The sequence below is a fragment of the Roseomonas alba genome (genome assembly GCF_019430885.1).
GTDB lineage: Bacteria > Pseudomonadota > Alphaproteobacteria > Acetobacterales > Acetobacteraceae > Neoroseomonas > Neoroseomonas alba.
Genome location: NZ_JAHYBZ010000001.1, coordinates 135,678 through 154,060, shown reverse-complemented (window position 1 = coordinate 154,060; position 18,383 = coordinate 135,678). Strand labels below are relative to the sequence as shown.

Below are 18,383 nucleotides of genomic sequence, written 5' to 3'. Positions count from 1 at the left end.
CTCTCCCTGGTCGGAGAGAGAGGCTATCATCCCGCGACGGTCGTGCGGAACATCAGCCGCTGATACTTGGTGTGATCGAACAGCGCCGCCGTGTGCAGGGTGGCGAGGTTGTCCCACACGACCAGATCCCCTGCCCGCCATTGATGGCGATAGACGTAGCGATCCTGGGCGGCGTGCTCCATCACCTCGGCGATCAGGGCGTGGCCCTCGGCCGGCGGCAGGCCGTCCACATGGCTGATGACGGCCGGGCAGATGAACAGGGACGGGCGCCCGGTGATCGGGTGACGCCGTACCAGGGGCTGGGACACCGGCGGGAAGCGGCGGCGCGCCTCGTCGGACAGCGGCGGGCGACCGGGCGTGTGGCGGCGGTTCCATTCGGACAGGGTGTTGAGGTCATGCACCCCGTTCAGCCAGGTGATGCGCGCCCGCAGCGCCGCGGGCAGCTCGGCATAAGCGGTGACGGCATCGAGCAGCCAGGTCTCGCCGCCCTCGGGCGGGCAGGTCACGCCATAGAACAGGGAACAGAGGCTCGGCTTCTCCCGGAAGCTGCTGTCGGCATGCCATTGCTCGACCCCGGTCGCGAAATTCGCGCGCATGCGGTCGTCCGCGTAGTTGCCGACCAGGAAGATCTCCGGGAAATCCGGATGGGTGTGCGTCGAGGCGGAATGCATCTCGAGCGTTCCGAGCCGCTTGCTGAAGGCGACCAGCGCGGCGGGATCGTGCGGCACGTCGCGCAGCAGCAGGAAGCGGTGCTGGTGCAGGGCGTTGCGGAAGGCGGCGACCTCGGCCTCGGGCAGGTCGCCCTCCAGGCGAAAGCCGGTCAGCTCGGCGCCAAAGGTCGTCGCGACCGGGCGCAGATCGAGCATATCGGGAACAGGGGCAAGGCCGGCGCTCATGGCGGTCTCCAGGTAGTCTGCGCAGGCCGGGGACAGGCGATCTTGGGCGCCACAGGCGCCAAGCGCCCATCATGCCAAGCCGCGCCGCGGCTGGCCAGAGGCCGGGCCTTGCCTCGCCGCGGGAATCCGCTCAGTTTGCCGCCGGACACCTTGGGGAGCCCGATCGGGGGCTGAGAGGCGGGCTGCACCCGCGACCCATGGAACCTGATCCGGTTCGGACCGGCGAAGGGAACGGTGCCATCCGTTCGTCCGCGCGTTCTGCCCCCGATCCGGGGCGACGCGCGGCCGCGCGCGCACCCTCCCCCCATCGCCGGCATGGAGGAACGAGGCATGTATCGCCGTTCGCTGCTGGCCGCCGCCGCCGCCGCGCCCCTCGCGCGCCCCGCCTTCGGGCAGACCACCCGCGCGAAGACCCTGCGCTTCATGCCGCAGGCGGCGCTTGCGGTGCTCGACCCGATCTTCAACCCGACCACCATCGTCACGACGCATGGCTATTGCGTCTTCGACACGCTCTATGGTGCCGATCGGGCGCTGCGACCGCACCCGCAGATGGCCGAGGGGCATGAGACCTCCGCCGATGGCCTGACCTGGACCATCCGCCTGCGGGAGGGGCTGACGTTCCACGACGGCGAGCCGGTCCGCGCGAAGGACTGCGTCGCCTCGATCAAGCGCTGGGCGGTGCGCGACGGCTTCGGCCAGGTGATGATGGGCGCGGTGAACGAGATCGTCGCGACCGACGACCGCACCATCACCTTCCGCCTCAAGCGCCCCTTCCCGGCCCTGCTGGATGCGCTGGCGAAGCCCGCCGCTTCGCCCTGCTTCATGATGCCGGAGCGCACGGCGCTGACGCCGCCCGACCGCGCCATCACCGACATGACCGGCAGCGGGCCATGGAAGTGGGTGGGCGGCGAGTTCTCCGCCGGGGCGCGCGCGGTCTATGTGCGCAATGACGCCTATGTCTCGCGCAGCGAGCCCTCGGATGCGGCCTCCGGCGGCAAGCCCGTGCATTTCGACCGGTTGGAACTGGTGTGGATCCCCGATGGTGGCACCGCCGCCGCCGCGCTGCGCACCGGGGAGATCGACTGGATCGAATACCCGCTGCCCGACCTGGTGCCGGTGCTCCAGCGCGAGCGCGGCATCACCACGCAGATCTACGACCCGAACGGCTTCCTGGGTTTCCTGCGCTTCAACGCGCTCTACCCGCCCTTCAACGACGTGAAGGTCCGCCGGGCCATCCGCGACGTGCTGGTGCAGCCCGATTTCATGTCGGCCGTCGCGATGGATGGCGACTGGCGCGAATGCCACGCCGTCTTCCCCTGCGGCCTGCCCGGCGTGACTGAATTCACCCCCGCCCCGCGCGGCGAGGCCGCCATGGACCGCGCCCGCACCGCCCTGCGCGAGGCCGGCTACGCCGGCGAGCCCATCATCCACGTCAACCCGACCGACTTCCCCGCCGTGACCCAGCAGGGCCGCGTGACGGCGGATCTGATGCGGCGGATGGGCGTGAACATCCAACTGGTCGAAGCGGATTGGGCGACCACCATTGCCCGCCGCGCCAACAAGGGTCCGCCGGCGCAGGGCGGGTGGAACCTGCACAACACGAATTTCCCCGCGGCCGGCATCGCCAACCCGGCCCTGTCGCCGATCATCCGCATGAACGGCGACCGCGCCTGGTTCGGCTGGCCGACCGATGCCGGCGTCGAGGAACAGGTCGCCGCCTGGATCGAAGCGCCGAGCGCGCAGGCGCAGGCGGCGGCGATGCAGAAGCTGCAGGAACTGGCCTGGGAGGCGGTGCCCTTTGCACCGACCGGCCTGTTCCGGCTGCGCACGGCATTCCGGTCCGACCTGACCGGGGTGCTGCAGGGGCCGAACCCCTTCGTATGGAACCTGAAGCGGGGCTAGAGCAGTTCGCTATCGAACAGCAGCGGTCCGATGCCGTTCCCGCACAAGCGGAATTGCTTCAGTGCCCCGCGGTCTTCGAGAACATGTTCACCACCGCCACCCCGGCGATGATCAGCCCCATCCCGATCATCGCCGGCAGGTCGAGCGCCTGCCGGAACCACACCCAGCCTACGGCCGAGATGAGCACGATCCCGACGCCCGACCAGATGGCATAGGCGACGCCGGTGGGGATGACGCGCAGGGTGAGCGACAGGCAATAGAAGGCGATGGCATAGCCGACCATCGTCAGGAGACTCGGCCAGGGACGCGTGAAGCCCTCGGAAGCCTTCAACGCCGAGGTCGCGATGACCTCGGCGACGATGGCGATGCCCAGATAGACATAGATGATCATGGCCGGCTAAGGCGCCCCACCCCCTTCGATATCCGATCAGCACCCGCCCGGCATCAGTTCCAGCTTCACCATCCGCCCGTCCACCGCGAATTCGCGGAAGTCCATCAGCATCTGGTCGGCGACGCCGTTCTCCCAGTAGCGCAGCGAGACCTCATAGGACGGCGTCGTGGCACCCCCGCCCTGCTGCTGGGCCTCGCGGTCGAAGAAGGCGATGCGCATGCGCGCCGATCCCAGCGGCGACAGCAGCGGGAACTCCGCATTCGCCTGCGGCCCGTCCCAGGCCGAAAGCACCGTCGTCGTATCCTGCACGCCGTCCGAGGAGGTCCCGTCGAAAAGCGGCCGCACCACAAGGCGCTGGCCGGTGCGTGCCGCATTCAGCGTGATGATGGTGTGCTGGTTCGGCAGGATCGTGCCGACGGGCAGGCGTTCCTCCTTCACCTCAGGCTCGCTGTAGCGGGCGACGCCGGACCCGTCGGCGCTCAGTTCCGCCTCGCCGGCGATGCGCTGGGTCACCGCGCCCTGGGTCATCTGCGTCAGGGTGAAGCGCAGCCGGCGCCCATCCTTGCTTTCATAGGTGGAGTAATCCGAGGTCGTCTCGATCTCGGTCCCGTCCCGGTCGGTCAGGCGCAGGGTGAAGCGCTGGCGGGTGGTCCAGCCATCGCAGGCGTCGATCAGCTCATAGACCATGCCGCCTTCGGCCGAGGCGATGTTGCTCTGGTCCCGCTGCGGCGCGAGGGTCAGGCGATAGGCAGCGCGATGGGCCAGGAGATTCCGCGCTTCGATGGGCTGACCCGGCGGCACAGGGGTCGCGACGGGGGCGGCCGGGGCAGGCGCCTGGGCCCCGGCCGGCGCCACACTGATCACCGTGCCGAGGACGAAGGCAGAAAGAATGGCCAACCGCATGCAAGCGCTCCTGATCGGGACGTTCGGTGCAATCTAGGCCCTCTTTGCCGCGACCGCACCCTTTGCGCAGTCGATCCTGTCGCCGTGGACGGAAAGCGTTCATGTCGGCGGCAGCTTGTCCCGGAAAGGGGGGACCGGGAGGGGCTTGCCTCTCCCGACGCGAAGCCGTGCTTCACGCCCGGCCAAAGGCGACCGGCCAAAGGCGAAAGGTCTTCCTGATTGCCCCGATACATCCGCCGCCGGAGTTGGAGGGGCAGAGCCCCTCCAATACCGCCGCCCGCGCCGCCCCTCAGCCCTTCCGGTCCCGGCACGCCTTGCGCAGGCACTCCAGGAACCGCTTCGGATCGATACCGAGCGCTTCCAGCCGCTTCAGTGCCTCGGGACCGATCGCGCCGCTGTGCAGCAGGCAGCACAGCAGGTCCCCGATCGGGTCGCGCCCGGGTCCGCCGCCGGGGTCACCGCCGGCACCCGGATCGCCTGGCGTGTTCCCGCCGCGCCAGACCGCGCCGGTGACGATCTGCTCCCGCGTGAAGCGCTGGTCGCGGATGGTGCGCCCGACCGCGAGCACGCGGAAGCGATAGACCCCCTGCGTGGTGGTGGTCAGCAGAAGCTGCCAGCGCCCCTGCTCGACCATCGCCATCGGCACCGTGGCCATGCTGCCATCGGGGCGGGTGATCTCGGCGGTGACGGTCGCGGTGCCCTCGATGGGCAGCGAGGATTGCGTCAGCGTCGCCGTCACCGTCAGCACCGCGCCAGGTTCCAGGCCGTTCTGTTCGCAGCGCGCGACCAGCTTCACATTGGAATAGGCGAAGACCGAGGCGGAATAGCGCAGCCCGCCGGCGGCGGTCGTGAAGCCCGGCACGTTCGGCACATGCGTCAGCGACCCGCCGGCGACATACTGCCCGCGCTTGCCCATCGCGATCAGCAGGTTCCACCGGCCGGCATGGGATGGCCGCCCAGCCTTTTCCATCGGCAGGCTGGCGCGCAGATGCACCGTGCCCTGGCCATAGGCGTAGGTGATGGTGGGATCGGTCGCGGCATCGGGTTCGCCGAAGATATCGCCATTCGGCGATTCGAGCGCCATGAGCAGCCCGCGCGGGAAGGGCGTGACGACGACGGCGGTGATCTCGATGTCCTCCTCGATCACGTCGAAGGGGATGCGGATCACCTGGCCCGACAGCACCGAGCCCTCGGGGTCCAGCACGATGTCGTTGTTGGTCACGCCGGCCAGGATCTGCAGGTAGTATTTCGCGAGCTGGAAGGCGGTCTCCTCGGTGACCTGGCCGGTCATCAGCAGATAGCCGCCGGTATTGTTGGCGAGCGCGTCGAGTGTAGCCGGCTGGACACCATCGGCCGTGCCGAGGCCGATGCCGAAGACGCGCTGCCCGATCACACCGGCGGCGACCTCCGAGACGCGCTTCGACGCCGTCTCGATGCCGTCGGTCAGCACGATCATCGCCTTGGCGTCGTAAAAGCCCGCAGCATCGAGCTTCGCCTTGCCGAGCTCGATCCCGTCCCCGATCGCCGTCATGCCGGATGGGTTGGGCGCATAGGCGCCGATCTGCGCGCGCGCGGCGAGGCGGCCGGCGCCGATGCCGGCAGGCCCCGCTACCTGCACGTCCATCAGCGGATGCGGATCCTGGTCGAAGGCGTTCAGCCCAATGCCGCTGTCCGGATAGAGCAGGTCGACCAGCACATTCGCCGCGAAGCGCAGCAGGTTCGCCTTGTCGCCGATGCCCGGCACCGCATCGAGCATGCTGCCCGACCGGTCGAGCACGAGCTGCACCGCGACCGTTGGCCGCGCCACGGTGTTGCCGTTCAGCGCGACGACGAAATCCTGCGCCGTCTCGATGCAGCGGATCGTCGCGCTGTCCGTCGCCGAGGTACCGACCGCCCCCGCAGCATAGGAGAAGAACACCCGCGCCGTACGCAGCGGCCCGCCCGCCGGCAGCGAGGTGACGAGCAAGGCGCCATGCACCGCGAAGGGCGCGCCGGGTGCGGCTGTCACCTCGAAGGTGACGGGCACGCAGGATTCCACCTGGAAGCTCGCCGCGCGCAGCATGGTCGAGCCCACCGGCGTGTCGGTGAAGTCGAGCGTCGGCGTGGTGAGCGTGACGCCCGTCGCCGGCGAGGGCGCGGCGAAGGTCGCGTAGAAGTTCCGGATGGTCCGCCGGCACACCGCGCAGAAGGCGCTGCCCGTGGTGCGCATCATGCAGGCGTATTCGGGGCGATATGCGTCGCAGTGGAAGTAGCGGGCACCTTCGAAGGTACCGACCGTGCCGGCGGCGACCGGGCTCGGTGCATTGTTCGGATTGCCGCAATCGGCGTTGCTCATCGTCGGCACGGACGCGCCGGCCGTAACAAGGGCGGACCATTTCACCGTTGCCGGATCGTCCTCGGCCGTGACATTCGGCTCGGAGGGCTCGCCACCCGTGTAGTTGTCGTGTCCCTCCTCGTCGTCGGTCGAGTAGTAGTCGTATTCGTCGGCCAGGCCGAAGGCGGAATGGCCGAGTTCATGCACTGCCACCTCGCGCCAGTCGCCCGAGGAGGTGGACAGCCAGGCAACCGATCCGCCCGCGCCGCCGCGGATCGCGCCGTTCACCAGCACGATGATGGCGTCGTATTCCGGCAGGGCCGCCGCGACGGTGTCGCGCACCAAGTCGGAATCGCCGGCCAGCAGGCGCCGGATCGCGCCATCCGAGCAGTAGGTCGCGTCGAAATAGGTCGCCGCCGTCGTCCCGGCGCCGGCGCCATCGCCGCACATCGGATCGTCGGCGCCCGATTCATCTGAGGAGACGTCGAGCCGCCAGATGTTGATGCCGCAGGCGACGGCGGGTTCGTCGAAGGGCGGCTGGGTGAAGAGGTAGGTGACGAAATCCTGCACCGAGGCCTGGAAATCCAGGATCTGCGCGCTGGTATAGCCCTCGGCGACCAGGACCAGGTTCCAGCGGTCGGAGGCCGGACCTTCGTCATAGACCTTGGTCAGGCCGAGGACGGTGCCGTTGGACGTGCCCATGTCACTGCCTCCCCTGCCGGGGCGTGTCGTCACCGCCGATTGTCAGGGGCTCGTTGACGTGCACGATCTCGCGTGCCGCCACGGCTGCCCTGTCGCGCTGCTCGACCCGATGCTCGGTGAGGACGAGGCGGCGGGCCTTCGGCGGCACGGGCACGATCACCTCGACGGTATAGGGCTTCGATCGCGGGTGGCGCGCGAAGGGTCGCGCCGGGTCGCCGGTCTGCACCTCATGCGAATCAGGAAACAGGGTCCCGACCTGCCGGCGGTACAGCGTGCGCTCGTCGTCACGGAGTTCGAGCTCGATGCCAATGGGCGGCTTAGAGCGGTCGTCTCGCCGCGGCGGATCCCCGGCCGGGGCGCGCTTGTCGACCGGCCGCACCGATTTCAGGTGGATCGATCCATCCCGCCATTCGAATTGAAGGCGCAAGGCTTCGGCCATGACACGCTCCTGCTGACGCGAGGAAACGGTAACCGATGCAATCCATTGGCTGGCTCAGCCACGTTTTTATACCACCATCGAGACGATCATCGGGAGAAAAATCGCGCGGGGCGTGATGATGGCGCGGCCTGATGCCCGCGGCGCTTGTGAATGGGCGCCGCTGGCAGAAGATTGGAGAGGGGCGCGGGCCCATAGGCGCGAAAGCAAGGCTCGCGACGGGGTCGGGCTTTGCCTCTCCCCGAACCCCGCCCTACCAAAGGCCACAAGGCCCTTGGAAACCGTCACTTGGCGCTCGGCGGAGAGTCCCGTTCACAAGGCCGAAGCACGCGGGATGCACGGCGCTCGGTCATGCTTCCCGGCGTTGGGGACGGGACGCGTGTCCGATGATGGCCGGACCGCTGCGCCCGGCGCCAGGTCCAGGTTTCCAAAGGCCCCGTGGCCTTTGTTGGGAAGTGTCCGAGAGGGGCGACGCCCCTCTCGGTCCCACATCCCAAAGAAGCGCCGCCGCTATCAGGCCGGCTTCGCGCCGGCGGTCTTGGCGGGCGGCAGATCGAGCTTGATGTGCAGTTCCTTCAGCCGCGCGGCCGGAACCGGCGCGGGCGCCTGCATCATCAGATCCTCGCCCTGCTGGTTCAGCGGGAAGAGGATGACCTCACGGATATTGGGCTCGTCGGCCAGCAGCATCACGATGCGGTCGATGCCCGGCGCCGAGCCGCCATGCGGCGGCGCGCCGTAGCGGAAGGCATTGAGCATGCCGCCGAACCGGTCCTCGACATCCTGGGCGGTGTAGCCCGCGATCTCGAAGGCGCGGATCATGATGTCCGGGCGATGGTTGCGGATCGCGCCCGAGGACAGCTCCACCCCGTTGCACACGATGTCGTACTGGAAGGCCTTGATCTCCAGCGGGTCCATCGTGTTCAGCGCCTCCAGCCCACCCTGCGGCATGCTGAAGGGGTTGTGGCTGAAGTCGATCTGCTTGGTGTCCTCGTTCAGCTCGTACATCGGGAAGTCGACGATCCAGCAGAAGCGGAACTCGTCCTTCGCGATCAGGCCGAGCTCCTCGCCGAGGCGCGTGCGCACCTTGCCGGAGAACTTCGGCGCCTCGTCCTTCTTGCCGGCGGCGAAGAAGACGGCGTCACCCGGGTTGAGCCTGCAGGCGACGCGGATGGCCTCGACGCGGTCGGCCTCGAGGTTCTTCGCGATCGGGCCCTTTGGCCCGTCGACGGCGAACTGGATGTAACCCAGGCCGCCGGCGCCCTCCGCGCGCGCCCATTCGTTCAGCTTGTCGAAGAAGCCGCGCGGCTTGTCGGCCGCGCCCGGCGCCGGCACGGCGCGCACGATGCCGCCGGCGGCCGCGATCTTCGCGAACAGCCCAAAGCCGGAATTCGCGAAATGCTCAGTGACGTCGGTGATCTTGATCGGGTTGCGCAGGTCCGGCTTGTCCGAGCCGTATTCCAGCATCGCGGTGTCATAGGCGATGCGCGGGAACGGCGCGCCGTACACCTTCCGCGACCCCGCGAATTCCTCGAAGACGCCCGAGATCACCGGCTCAATGGCGGTGAAGACGTCTTCCTGGGTGACGAAGCTCATCTCGAAGTCGAGCTGGTAGAACTCGCCGGGCGAGCGGTCGGCGCGGGACGCCTCGTCGCGGAAGCAGGGCGCGATCTGGAAATAGCGGTCGAAGCCCGCGACCATGGCGAGCTGCTTGAACTGCTGCGGCGCCTGCGGCAGCGCGTAGAACTTGCCCGGATGGTTGCGCGCCGGCACAAGGAAGTCGCGCGCGCCCTCGGGGGACGACGCAGTCAGGATCGGCGTCTGGAACTCGGTGAAGCCCTGATCGATCATGCGGCGGCGGATCGAGGCGATCACGCCCGCGCGCAGCAGGATGTTGTTCTTCTGCTTCTCCCGCCGCAGGTCGAGGAAGCGGTAGCGCAGGCGCAGATCCTCGGGGAATTCCTGCTCGCCGGCGACCTGGATGGGCAGCACCTCGGCCTGGGACTGGACCGCGATCTCATGCACGCGGATCTCGATCTCGCCAGTCGGCAGCTTGTCGTTGATCGTGCCGGCCTCGCGCAGCACGACCTCGCCGGTCACGGTGATCACGCTCTCGGGGCGCACCGCCTCAGCCTGGTCGAAGACGATCGACCCCGAGGGGAACACGCACTGGGTCAGGCCGAAGCGGTCGCGCAGGTCGATGAACAGCAGGCCGCCATGGTCGCGCTTGCGATGCACCCAGCCGGACAGGCGGACGGTCTTGCCGGCGTCGGAAGCGCGCAGGGCCGCGCAGGTGTGGGTGCGATAGGCGTGCATGGCGGGTGCTCGGCTGCGATTGGAAGGCCGCGCAAAGGGACCGAGCGGGCGCGTGGTGTCAAGGTTGCGGCCTGTCGGTCTGTCCCGAAAGACCCTCGACAGGAGCCTTGGGGCTTTGGGGCGGAGCTTCCAGACAGACCCCCAGTGTCCGTAGATGGTGCTTTGAACCGCCACATCGCGCCACCCTGCGTGAGCGCGGCCGCCCCCGCCCGATTCTCCGTAGCCCGCCCGGGGTCCGTTTCGAAGGAGCGGGACCGGCGAGCAATGCCAGTGTCACAATTGTTCTTTACGCCAATTTTATGGATTGTCGCGCCGCAGCATCGAAATTAGCGTTGCACTGCTGGTCGCGATCAGGGGTCTTGTCATGCGTCGTTTTGCCTTCCTGGTCGGCCTTGCGCTCGCCTGCTCAGCACCATCCGCCCATGCCGAGAGCAGGCCGGCGGAGTGCGAACTCACGGTGCGCGGTCAAACCTACATCCGGGGTGTCTGCCAGTTCTCGCCACAGTCGGGGGGCAGTTTCGAGATCAGCGGCGGCGACTACTTCGCTTATGTCAACGTCACGGGGTCGGGCGTCGCTGACGCCAGCTGGAACGAGAACCCGGCCTCCACGCATGCCCAGGTGCCCCTCGGCACGGTGACGCGCAGCGGCGCCTGCTGGGTTGGGGCGCAGGTGCGGATCTGCGCCCGCGGCCTGTCGCCGGCCGCGCAGCGCGCCGCAGTGGCGGCGCAGCCGGACGGGTACGCGCTGTTCCCCGACATCGCGCTGCATTCCTGCCTTGGCGTCGAAGGTGCGTTGGAGGCAGGGGCGACGATCGTGCTGCGCAACTGCCACGTCCCTGCCGACCTGATCTTCGTACGGCGCGCGGATGGCACGCTTGGCCTCTCCAGGCGACCCGATCTCTGCCTCGGCCTGGAGGGGCCTGGCACATCGAGGCCGCCGCGCCTGATCCTTCAATCCTGCGAAGCAGCCCCGCCGAGCTGGACGACGAGCGCCACCGCCACCCAAGCGGCGCCAGTGCAGTCCGCGGCGGGGAAGTGCCTAGTCATTCCGCAGATGGCGGTGTCCGATGCGCGCTTCCCGTTCCACGTCGAGGCCCAACCGTGCAGCAGCGCGGGCGACCGGGCCGTTCGGTTTGTCCTGAGCAGAGGATAGTATCCCATGAAGTTCCGCATGACGCGGCCCCGGCACCTGCTGGCGGCGGCGCTGTTGACGCTGGCCGCCACGCTGCCCGCGCGCGCGGCGCAGGAACCCTATGGCGAGACGCTGTGGGGGTGGCGCTTCACCCAGGATGTCGTCCGCGGCACGACGATCTGCCGCGCCATATCCTCGAACCCCTCCACCCCGGGCTTCATCATCCAGCGCCTGGGCAATGGAAACTTCTTCCTCTCGTTGCTGGCGCCCGGCGTTCCGCGCGGCAATTATGAGGAAGGCCACCTCGGCTCCGGCAACTTCACCACGAAGGTCAATATCAGGTCCGATGGCAGCCGCATCTACATCCCCGCGGATGACCATGACATGACCCAGATCGGCAGGACCGGCGAGTTCGAATGGGGCGCGGGCCCGGTGCGGGGCCGGACCATCCGGGGCAATGCCAGGGGCATGGGCTTCAACGACGTTGTCCGGCGATTGCGCGACTGCACGCGCGCCAATGGTGGGCGCTGAAATCCCCTCATAACGCCGAACGCCGAAGGAATTCGGGTCTCCTCGTGTTTGGCGCGCGGCCACCACACCAGCCCCGCGCGCCCTATCATCGGCCGATGCCATAGTCCGCTGGTTTCGGCCTCTTCAGGCCCCCAAACGCCGGGCAAATCCCAGCGGCCCGGAAAGTGGCCGTTGAGTCGAACAGATCAATCAGCGCAGCATGCCCGCCCTTGGGAAGGCGCGGCCCAAGACGGGCTGAATGTGCCGCCGCCCGGGCTATTCGCGACCCGACCGGCGCCTGACCCTCACGCGCTGGCGTGGTCCAGTGCCGCCATATCCTCTGCGGACAGCGACACATCCGCCGCCACCGCCAGTTCCGCCAATTGCTCCGGGCTCGTCGCGCTGGCGATGGGCGCGGTGATTCCGGGCCGGGCGATCTGCCAGGCCAGCGCGATGGCCGCCGGGCTGACCTTGTGCTTCGCCGCCGCCGCGTCCACCGCCGCCAGCACCGCCATGCCCTTCTCGGTCATGTGCTTGGCCACGGACCGCTCGCCGCGCACGCTTTTCCCCAGATCCGCGCTGGTCCGGTACTTCCCGGTCAGGAAGCCCGACGCGAGGGAGGAGTAGGTGATGATCCCGACCTCCTCGGCGAGGCAGAGCGGCAGCAGGTCTGCCTCCAGCCCGCGATCCATCAGGTTGTAGACCGGCTGGTGGCTCTCGAAGCGCGGCAGGCCCTGCGCGGCCGACAGGTCCAGGGCTTCCTTCAGCCGTGCCGCGGTGTAGTTCGACGACCCGATCGCCCGGACCTTCCCGGCCTTGATCAGCGCCTGGAAGGCGCCGAGCGTGTCGGCCAGCGGCGTCGCCTCATCGTCGCGATGCGCCTGGTAGAGGTCGATGCACTCGATCCCGAGGCGCTTCAGCGAGGCCTCGCAGGCCGTCGCGATCCAGGCGGGGGACAGGCCCTTGCCCGGCATCTCCATCCCGCATTTGGTCAGGATCAGGACCTTGTCGCGCACGCCGGGGCGGGCCTTCAGCCATGCTCCGATGATGGTTTCCGATTCACCTCCCGAATGGCCGGGCGCCCAGGCGGAATAGACATCGGCTGTGTCGATCGCGATCAGCCCGCGGTCCACGCAGGCATCCAGCAGGCGGAAGGACATGGCCTGGTCGGCCGTCCAGCCGAAGACATTGCCGCCAAAGACCACGACCGGGACTTCGATCCCCGACCGGCCGAGCGCGCGCATCCGCATGGCAAATCCCTTCCCGAATTGCCCAGGAAGCATGCGCCGGCCGCGCCGGGTCGGCCAGCCCCGGCCTGGGTCGCCTTTTCCTTCCGGTCCCCGGGGTCTAAACCCTTCGTGATGACTCGTCGTTCCGCCAGCACCGCCACCTCCGGCGAGGCCCTGCCCGCCCTGATCACCGACACCGAAGCGCTCGCCGCCCTCTGCGCCCGGCTGCGCCAGGAACGCTTCGTCACGGTCGATACGGAATTCATGCGGGAACGGACCTATTGGCCCGAACTCTGCCTGGTCCAGCTCGCCGGCGAGACCGAGGTGGCCGAGGTCGATGCCCTGGCCCCGGACCTCGACCTGACGCCGCTCGGCGAACTCATGGCCGATGAGGCGGTGACCAAGGTCTTCCACGCCGCCCGGCAGGATGTGGAGATCTTCCTGCTGAAATTCGGCGCGGTGCCGAAGCCGCTGTTTGACACCCAGATCGCGGCCATGGTGGCCGGGTATGGCGACCAGGTCTCCTACGACGCGCTGTGCCGGTCGCTGGCCGGGGTGCAGATCGACAAGGCGCACCGCTTCTCCGACTGGTCGGCCCGGCCGCTTTCGTCCGCGCAGCTTGCCTACGCCGCAGCCGACGTGACCCATCTGCGCAAGATCTACACGGCACTCGACGCCAAGCTGCGGCGGGAGGGGCGGCTCGCCTGGGTGGCCGAGGAGATGGCGGCCCTCGCCGACCCCGCCACCTATCGCCAGGACCCCGAGACCGCCTGGGAACGCCTGCGCCCGCGGACCGGCAACCGCCGCTTCCTCGGCGTGCTGAAGGCGGTCACGGCTTGGCGGGAACGCGAGGCCCAGCGCATCAACATCCCCCGCCAGCGCCTGGTGAAGGACGAGACGCTACTGGAAATCGCGGCGACGACGCCTTCGACGGTGGCCGACCTCACCCGTGCCCGCGGGATTTCGGAGGGCTTCGCCAAGGGACGGTCGGGGACGGGGCTGCTCGCCGCGATCCAGGCCGGGCGCGAACTGCCGGACGACGCCCTGCCGGAGGCCCCCAAGGACCGCAATTTCCCCCCCGCCTCCCCCGCGCTGGTGGCGCTGCTGAAAGTGCTGCTCGCGGCGAAAAGCGAGGAACACCACGTCGCGCCGAAGCTGCTGGCGAGCGGGGACGACCTCGACCGCCTGGCCGGCGGGGACGGCGCGGATGTGCCCGCGCTGCATGGCTGGCGGCGGGATGTCTTCGGCGAGGCGGCGCTGGCGCTGAAAACGGGGCAGCTCGCCCTCGGCGTCGACGGAAAGCGGATCAAACTGATCCCGGCAGGGTGAGGCCGGCCCCAGTACGCGCAAGAGCAGGCTCTATCCGTCGAGAGGCCGAAATTTATTTGATCTGATTTCGAAATTAACTATTGCTCCTCCGGCGAGGAGATCGAATGCCATGGCAAAGACGCCGCGTGGTCGATCCGACAAGTCCAGGACCAGGGCGAAGTCATCGGCCAAGAAGACCAAGGCCAGGAAGGCACTCACGCAGCGGTCTGCACCGAAGCGCGTCGCCGTGCCCGAAACGGGGCCGGTCACACTGGCGGAGGCGCAAGCCATCGTGGCGGCCCGCCGACCGGCGCTGGCCCTGGCAAGAGCTGAAATCCTGGCCGACCCGACCCCCATCACACCGCGAGGCGTCGCCGAAGAGCGCAGGCGGCTGCGCCGGGCACGCGACACCGAGCTGGAACAGCGTCTGCGGGAATATACGGAGACGATGGCCGTCATGAGGGCGCGGGGCGCATTGTTGGTGCCGCGGACCAAGCAGCCGCCAGGAGGGGAAGGCGCCGCCGCCATCGCTGCCGGCGAGCCGCCCCTGAACATCCTGGCTGAAGGCGATTCCTGGTTCGACTACCCGCCGTTCTTTCCGAAGGGTGGCATCGTTCGGCGACTGCAGGACCTGATCGGGTTGCCGATCCTCAACCTGGCCAAGGCCGGCGACGAGGTCCGCTTCATGCTCGGCGTGGAGGAGCGGCGGGTCCTCACCAACTACTTCGCAAATGGCAGTCCTGCCGGCGGTCGTTGGGACGCGGTCCTCTTCTCCGGCGGCGGGAATGACATCGTCGACAATCCCATGGCGCTTTGGGTCAGGGATTTCGATCCCGCCGTGCCGCCGGCGCAGCTCGTGCACTCGACACGCTTCAATACCGCCCTGGATCTCGTGAGGGCCGGTTACGAGGATCTGATCGCCCTGCGGGATCGCTACAGCCCCGACACGCATCTCCTTTTTCATGGCTATGATTTTGCCATTCCCGATGGGCGGGGTGTTTGCTTCCTGGGGCCGTGGCTTCGGCCGACCTTCGCGCTGCGCGGCTTCCCCGCCACGCCCCTGACGGCAGCTCAAGCCGTGGTGCGGGAGATGCTTGAGAGGTTCGCGCGGATGCTGGGGGGCCTTGCGACAGCAAACCCTCGCGTCACCTTCGTCAACGGCCAGGGCACGCTGCCGGTGCAGACATCATCCTGGCACAATGAGCTGCATCCCTCCCGCCCTGGTTTCGACAGCTTCGCGGCGCTGTTCCGTCAGGCGCTCCTGGCCTTGTTCCCCGGCCGCGTGAGGTAAGGCGCGACGACCAAGGCCTTCGCGCAGCGGCGGAGGTCCTGGCCACAAGCCCGTTCACGCAGCCTCAGGCGCGCGCCCCTCACGCGATCGCGTATACGTCGTAGGTCGGCCCGCTCGGCGGCCGCTGCCCGATGCCCACAGCGATGACCTTGTTCATCCAGGCCAGTTCCGGCCCACCGGTCTCAAAGCGCACGGCGGTGCGGAAGTAGTATTCGGACGGGTCGACCGCCTGCCCGCCATTCAGCCGGGCGAGCACTTCGGGCGTCCCCGTCCGCACCCCCGTATAGTGCATGTAGACCACGGCGCCGGACGTCGCCTTCAGGGTCAGCCGCACATCCATATGCGCCGTGCCGTCGGGATCGACACGCAGCCAGTCCGCCGCCGCGCCGGGCAGCACCTCGCCGGTGAAGCGCGGGCCCTCGGCAGTACCGCCGGTGACCGGGACGATGCGCAGTTCCCCCCGCCCGGCCGAGCCGGCCATCTGCGGCGTACCCACGGTCAGGACCAGGCGGAACAGGAAATCGGTTTGCAGCGGCAGTGGCGTCACGAGCGTTCTCTCCCCGGGAAGGTGATGGGGCGGAGAATGCCCGCGCCTCAGCGTTGGCGCCAGGGCAGGCCCTCGGCCTTCCAGCCGGCCACGGTGCCGCGATGGCCCTCGGCGTCCACCGGGCCCTCGAAGCCGTCGGCGACGTTGAAGGCGTGCGGGAAGCCTGCCGCCTGGGCAGCCTGCCCGGCGGCCAGCGACCGCGCGCCGGACCGGCAGATGAAGTAGATCCGGTGCAGCGGCGTCAGCCCGGCCTTGTGGAGCTGATCGGCAAAATGCCCATTCACCTGCATGCTCGGGAAGATCTGCCACGGGATCAGCAGCGGCTGCTTGCCGATGGCGCTGAGGTCCGGCAGCCCGACGAAGTTCCACTCGGCATCGGTGCGCACATCGACCAATGCCGCATCGGAATCCTCGGACAGGAACTGCCACGTCGCCTTGGGACCAATATCCGGAACGCCTGGCACGATGTGACTCCTTGCCGATCCATGATGAAGCCGGAAAATGGTGCCGCGACGCGACCAGGGCAACCGCAAAGCGACCCGGCCGGCACCCCCCCCTTCCGGAATGGCCGCTGAATTGGTGTAGCCTGGACGCGGACCGAAGGCCCGCCGCCAAGGCCGGGCCGCACAGGGAAGGAACAACCATGCTTGGCCTGATGCAGGATTGGCCGCTGCTCATGCACACCGTGCTGGATCACGCCGCGGTCCAGCACCCGCACCGTGAGGTCGTCAGCCGCTCCGTCGAGGGGCCATTCCACCGCACCGACTACGCGACGCTCCGCGGCCGCGCGCTCCGCGTCGCGCAGCGTCTGGGGCGCGACGGGATCCGGCAGGGCGACCGCGTCGCCACCCTCGCCTGGAACACCTGGCGGCATCTCGAGGCCTGGTACGGCATCGCCGGTGTCGGCGCTGTCTATCACACGGTCAATCCGCGGCTGTTTCCCGACCAGATCGCCTGGATCATGAACCATGCCGGGTCGCGGGTGATGATGCTCGACCTGTCCTTCGTGAAGCTGGTCGAGGCCATCGGCGACAAGCTGCCGCTGGTCGAGCGCTTCATCATCCTCACCGACGCCGCGCACATGCCGGAGACCTCCCTGCGCAACGCCGTCGCCTATGAGGACTGGCTCACCGGGGCCGATGGCGACTTCGCCTGGGTGAAGGTGGAGGAGAACGCCGCCGCGGGCATCTGCTACACCTCCGGCACCACGGGCGACCCGAAGGGCGTGGTCTATTCGCACCGGTCCAACGTGATCCACGCGCTCGCCTGCAACCAGGTGGACTGCTTCGGCCTGGGCGCAGCCGATCGCGTCATGCCCGTGGTGCCGATGTTCCACGCCAATGGCTGGTCGCTCGCGCTCTGCGCGCCGATGGTCGGCGCGGCGATGGTCATGCCGGGGGCGAAGCTCGACGGCGCCTCGGTGCATGAGACCATCACCCAGGAGCGCGTCACCTTCTCCGCCGCGGTACCGACCGTCTGGATGATGCTGCTCCAGCACCTGGAGAGCACCGGCACCCGCATCGATTCGATGAATCGCGTCGCGATCGGCGGGTCCGCCTGCCCGCCCGCCATCACCAAGGCCTATCAGGAGAAATATGGCGTCCGCGTCATCCACGCCTGGGGCATGACCGAGATGTCCCCCGTCGGCACCCTGTTCGCCGTGAAGCCCGAGGTTGCGCAGGTGACCGGCGAGGCGATGCTGCGCCTCCAGGCCAAGCAGGGCACCCCGCCCTATACGGTCGAGATGAAGATCACCGATGACGAAGATCGCGACCTGCCCTGGGACGGCACCACCTTTGGCCGGCTGAAGGTGCGCGGCCCCGCCGTCGCCCGCCGCTACTTCCGGCGGGAGGAAGAGGACATCCTCGATGCCCAGGGCTACTTCGACACCGGCGATGTCGCGACCATGGACCCGAATGGCTACATGGAAATCACCGACCGCTCCAAGGACGTGATCAAGTCGGGCGGCGAATGGATCTCCTCCATCGCGCTGGAGAATGCCGCGGTCGGCTACCCTGGCGTCGCCGAGGCCGCAGTCGTGTCCATGAAGGATGCGAAATGGGACGAACGCCCGCTGCTGATCCTGGTGATGAAGCCAGGCGTGCTGTCGCCGAGCCTGCCGCAGATGCGCGACTTCCTCGCCGACAAGGTCGCGAAATGGTGGCTGCCCGACGACCTGGTCGTGCTGGACGACATCCCACACACGGCGACGGGGAAGATCCTGAAGACGAAGCTGCGGGAGATGTTCAAGGACCACCGGCCGGCTGCATAGAGACCGTTTGGCAAGTCCGGCACCGGCCCGCACCTCCACCCGGCCACGCCAGTATCCTGGAATACGTGGCGGGGTGGGGTACGGGCGGGTGCCGAACATGGAAACGTACCGCGAGGCATGTTTTCAGACAGACTCTCGGGACGCGGTCGATCGCCTTCCCAGGCTGCGGCACCGAGAAGGGTCTCTTCCCTGCCGGCACGACGGTATGCTTCGCGCTCCGCCAAGGCCTGAGAGGCC

Annotated in this window: 15 protein-coding genes and 1 riboswitch; of the genes, 6 read left to right on the top strand and 9 right to left on the bottom strand. The window is 68.4% G+C overall.

The features are described 5' to 3' along the window. Positions 1 to 26 precede the first annotated feature (26 nt). A complete protein-coding gene (locus tag KPL78_RS00720) occupies positions 27 to 896 on the bottom strand; it encodes a TauD/TfdA dioxygenase family protein (protein ID WP_219760727.1) in 870 nt (289 codons plus the stop codon). Between the two features lie 141 nt (positions 897 to 1,037). Beyond that, positions 1,038 to 1,145: riboswitch (TPP riboswitch) on the top strand. Between the two features lie 81 nt (positions 1,146 to 1,226). Here KPL78_RS00720 and KPL78_RS00715 point away from each other — a divergent pair. After that, the gene (locus tag KPL78_RS00715; protein WP_219760726.1) at positions 1,227 to 2,798 is read left to right on the top strand and encodes an ABC transporter substrate-binding protein; all 1,572 of its coding nucleotides are present in this window, start codon (positions 1,227 to 1,229) and stop codon (positions 2,796 to 2,798) included. 58 nt (positions 2,799 to 2,856) lie between these two features. Here KPL78_RS00715 and KPL78_RS00710 read toward each other — a convergent pair whose 3' ends face one another. The 5 genes from KPL78_RS00710 to aspS form a co-directional block, all read right to left on the bottom strand. Further along, positions 2,857 to 3,189 (bottom strand): SMR family transporter, encoded by a 333-nt coding sequence (locus KPL78_RS00710; RefSeq protein WP_219760725.1) that lies wholly within the window; start codon positions 3,187 to 3,189, stop codon positions 2,857 to 2,859. A 36-nt stretch (positions 3,190 to 3,225) separates the two neighbouring features. Then, positions 3,226 to 4,092: an EipB family protein gene (locus KPL78_RS00705; protein WP_219760724.1), complete on the bottom strand. Its 867-nt coding sequence runs from the start codon at positions 4,090 to 4,092 to the stop codon at positions 3,226 to 3,228. Positions 4,093 to 4,381: 289 nt separating this feature from the next. Further along, entirely contained in the window at positions 4,382 to 7,108 is a 2,727-nt protein-coding gene (locus KPL78_RS00700; RefSeq protein ID WP_219760723.1) for a M64 family metallopeptidase, read from the bottom strand. Between the two features lies 1 nt (position 7,109). Next, the gene (locus KPL78_RS00695) at positions 7,110 to 7,547 is read right to left on the bottom strand and encodes a hypothetical protein (RefSeq protein WP_219760722.1); all 438 of its coding nucleotides are present in this window, start codon (positions 7,545 to 7,547) and stop codon (positions 7,110 to 7,112) included. 510 nt (positions 7,548 to 8,057) lie between these two features. Further along, positions 8,058 to 9,857: an aspartate--tRNA ligase gene (aspS, locus tag KPL78_RS00690; RefSeq protein WP_219760721.1), complete on the bottom strand. Its 1,800-nt coding sequence runs from the start codon at positions 9,855 to 9,857 to the stop codon at positions 8,058 to 8,060. A 304-nt stretch (positions 9,858 to 10,161) separates the two neighbouring features. Here aspS and KPL78_RS00685 point away from each other — a divergent pair, with 304 nt between their 5' ends. Together KPL78_RS00685 and KPL78_RS00680 are read left to right on the top strand one after the other, a co-directional pair. Beyond that, positions 10,162 to 11,010, top strand: a complete 849-nt coding sequence (locus KPL78_RS00685) for an RICIN domain-containing protein (protein WP_219760720.1) — start codon at positions 10,162 to 10,164, stop codon at positions 11,008 to 11,010. Between the two features lie 6 nt (positions 11,011 to 11,016). Continuing rightward, a complete protein-coding gene (locus KPL78_RS00680; protein ID WP_219760719.1) occupies positions 11,017 to 11,520 on the top strand; it encodes a hypothetical protein in 504 nt (167 codons plus the stop codon). A 284-nt stretch (positions 11,521 to 11,804) separates the two neighbouring features. Here KPL78_RS00680 and KPL78_RS00675 read toward each other — a convergent pair whose 3' ends face one another. Beyond that, positions 11,805 to 12,749 (bottom strand): aldo/keto reductase, encoded by a 945-nt coding sequence (locus KPL78_RS00675; RefSeq protein ID WP_219760718.1) that lies wholly within the window; start codon positions 12,747 to 12,749, stop codon positions 11,805 to 11,807. A 111-nt stretch (positions 12,750 to 12,860) separates the two neighbouring features. On the opposite strand from KPL78_RS00675, the gene rnd reads away from it, so the two are divergent. Together rnd and KPL78_RS00665 are read left to right on the top strand one after the other, a co-directional pair. Continuing rightward, the gene (gene rnd / locus KPL78_RS00670) at positions 12,861 to 14,057 is read left to right on the top strand and encodes a ribonuclease D (RefSeq protein ID WP_219760717.1); all 1,197 of its coding nucleotides are present in this window, start codon (positions 12,861 to 12,863) and stop codon (positions 14,055 to 14,057) included. A gap of 109 nt (positions 14,058 to 14,166) precedes the next feature. After that, positions 14,167 to 15,327, top strand: a complete 1,161-nt coding sequence (locus tag KPL78_RS00665) for a hypothetical protein (protein ID WP_219760716.1) — start codon at positions 14,167 to 14,169, stop codon at positions 15,325 to 15,327. 79 nt (positions 15,328 to 15,406) lie between these two features. On the opposite strand, the gene KPL78_RS00660 is transcribed toward KPL78_RS00665, so the two are convergent. Together KPL78_RS00660 and KPL78_RS00655 are read right to left on the bottom strand one after the other, a co-directional pair. After that, positions 15,407 to 15,874: a DUF3237 domain-containing protein gene (locus tag KPL78_RS00660; protein ID WP_219760715.1), complete on the bottom strand. Its 468-nt coding sequence runs from the start codon at positions 15,872 to 15,874 to the stop codon at positions 15,407 to 15,409. A 47-nt stretch (positions 15,875 to 15,921) separates the two neighbouring features. Next, positions 15,922 to 16,338, bottom strand: coding sequence for a rhodanese-like domain-containing protein (locus KPL78_RS00655; RefSeq protein ID WP_369412583.1), 417 nt, complete (start codon positions 16,336 to 16,338; stop codon positions 15,922 to 15,924). Between the two features lie 179 nt (positions 16,339 to 16,517). Between KPL78_RS00655 and KPL78_RS00650 the strand changes: the two genes are divergently transcribed. Beyond that, the gene (locus KPL78_RS00650; RefSeq protein ID WP_219760714.1) at positions 16,518 to 18,146 is read left to right on the top strand and encodes a long-chain-fatty-acid--CoA ligase; all 1,629 of its coding nucleotides are present in this window, start codon (positions 16,518 to 16,520) and stop codon (positions 18,144 to 18,146) included. Positions 18,147 to 18,383 lie beyond the last annotated feature (237 nt).

Bases quoted from the DNA above. Each gene is read 5' to 3' on its own strand.
- KPL78_RS00705 (WP_219760724.1), bottom strand. From the start codon at position 4,092: ATGCGGTTGGCCATTCTTTCTGCCTTCGTCCTCGGCACGGTGATCAGT.
- KPL78_RS00720 (WP_219760727.1), bottom strand. From the start codon at position 896: ATGAGCGCCGGCCTTGCCCCTGTTCCCGATATGCTCGATCTGCGCCCG.
- KPL78_RS00715 (WP_219760726.1), top strand. From the start codon at position 1,227: ATGTATCGCCGTTCGCTGCTGGCCGCCGCCGCCGCCGCGCCCCTCGCG.
- KPL78_RS00675 (WP_219760718.1), bottom strand. From the start codon at position 12,749: ATGCGGATGCGCGCGCTCGGCCGGTCGGGGATCGAAGTCCCGGTCGTG.
- KPL78_RS00650 (WP_219760714.1), top strand. From the start codon at position 16,518: ATGCTTGGCCTGATGCAGGATTGGCCGCTGCTCATGCACACCGTGCTG.
- KPL78_RS00665 (WP_219760716.1), top strand. From the start codon at position 14,167: ATGGCAAAGACGCCGCGTGGTCGATCCGACAAGTCCAGGACCAGGGCG.
- rnd (WP_219760717.1), top strand. From the start codon at position 12,861: ATGACTCGTCGTTCCGCCAGCACCGCCACCTCCGGCGAGGCCCTGCCC.
- KPL78_RS00695 (WP_219760722.1), bottom strand. From the start codon at position 7,547: ATGGCCGAAGCCTTGCGCCTTCAATTCGAATGGCGGGATGGATCGATC.
- KPL78_RS00700 (WP_219760723.1), bottom strand. From the start codon at position 7,108: ATGGGCACGTCCAACGGCACCGTCCTCGGCCTGACCAAGGTCTATGAC.
- KPL78_RS00680 (WP_219760719.1), top strand. From the start codon at position 11,017: ATGAAGTTCCGCATGACGCGGCCCCGGCACCTGCTGGCGGCGGCGCTG.
- KPL78_RS00710 (WP_219760725.1), bottom strand. From the start codon at position 3,189: ATGATCATCTATGTCTATCTGGGCATCGCCATCGTCGCCGAGGTCATC.
- aspS (WP_219760721.1), bottom strand. From the start codon at position 9,857: ATGCACGCCTATCGCACCCACACCTGCGCGGCCCTGCGCGCTTCCGAC.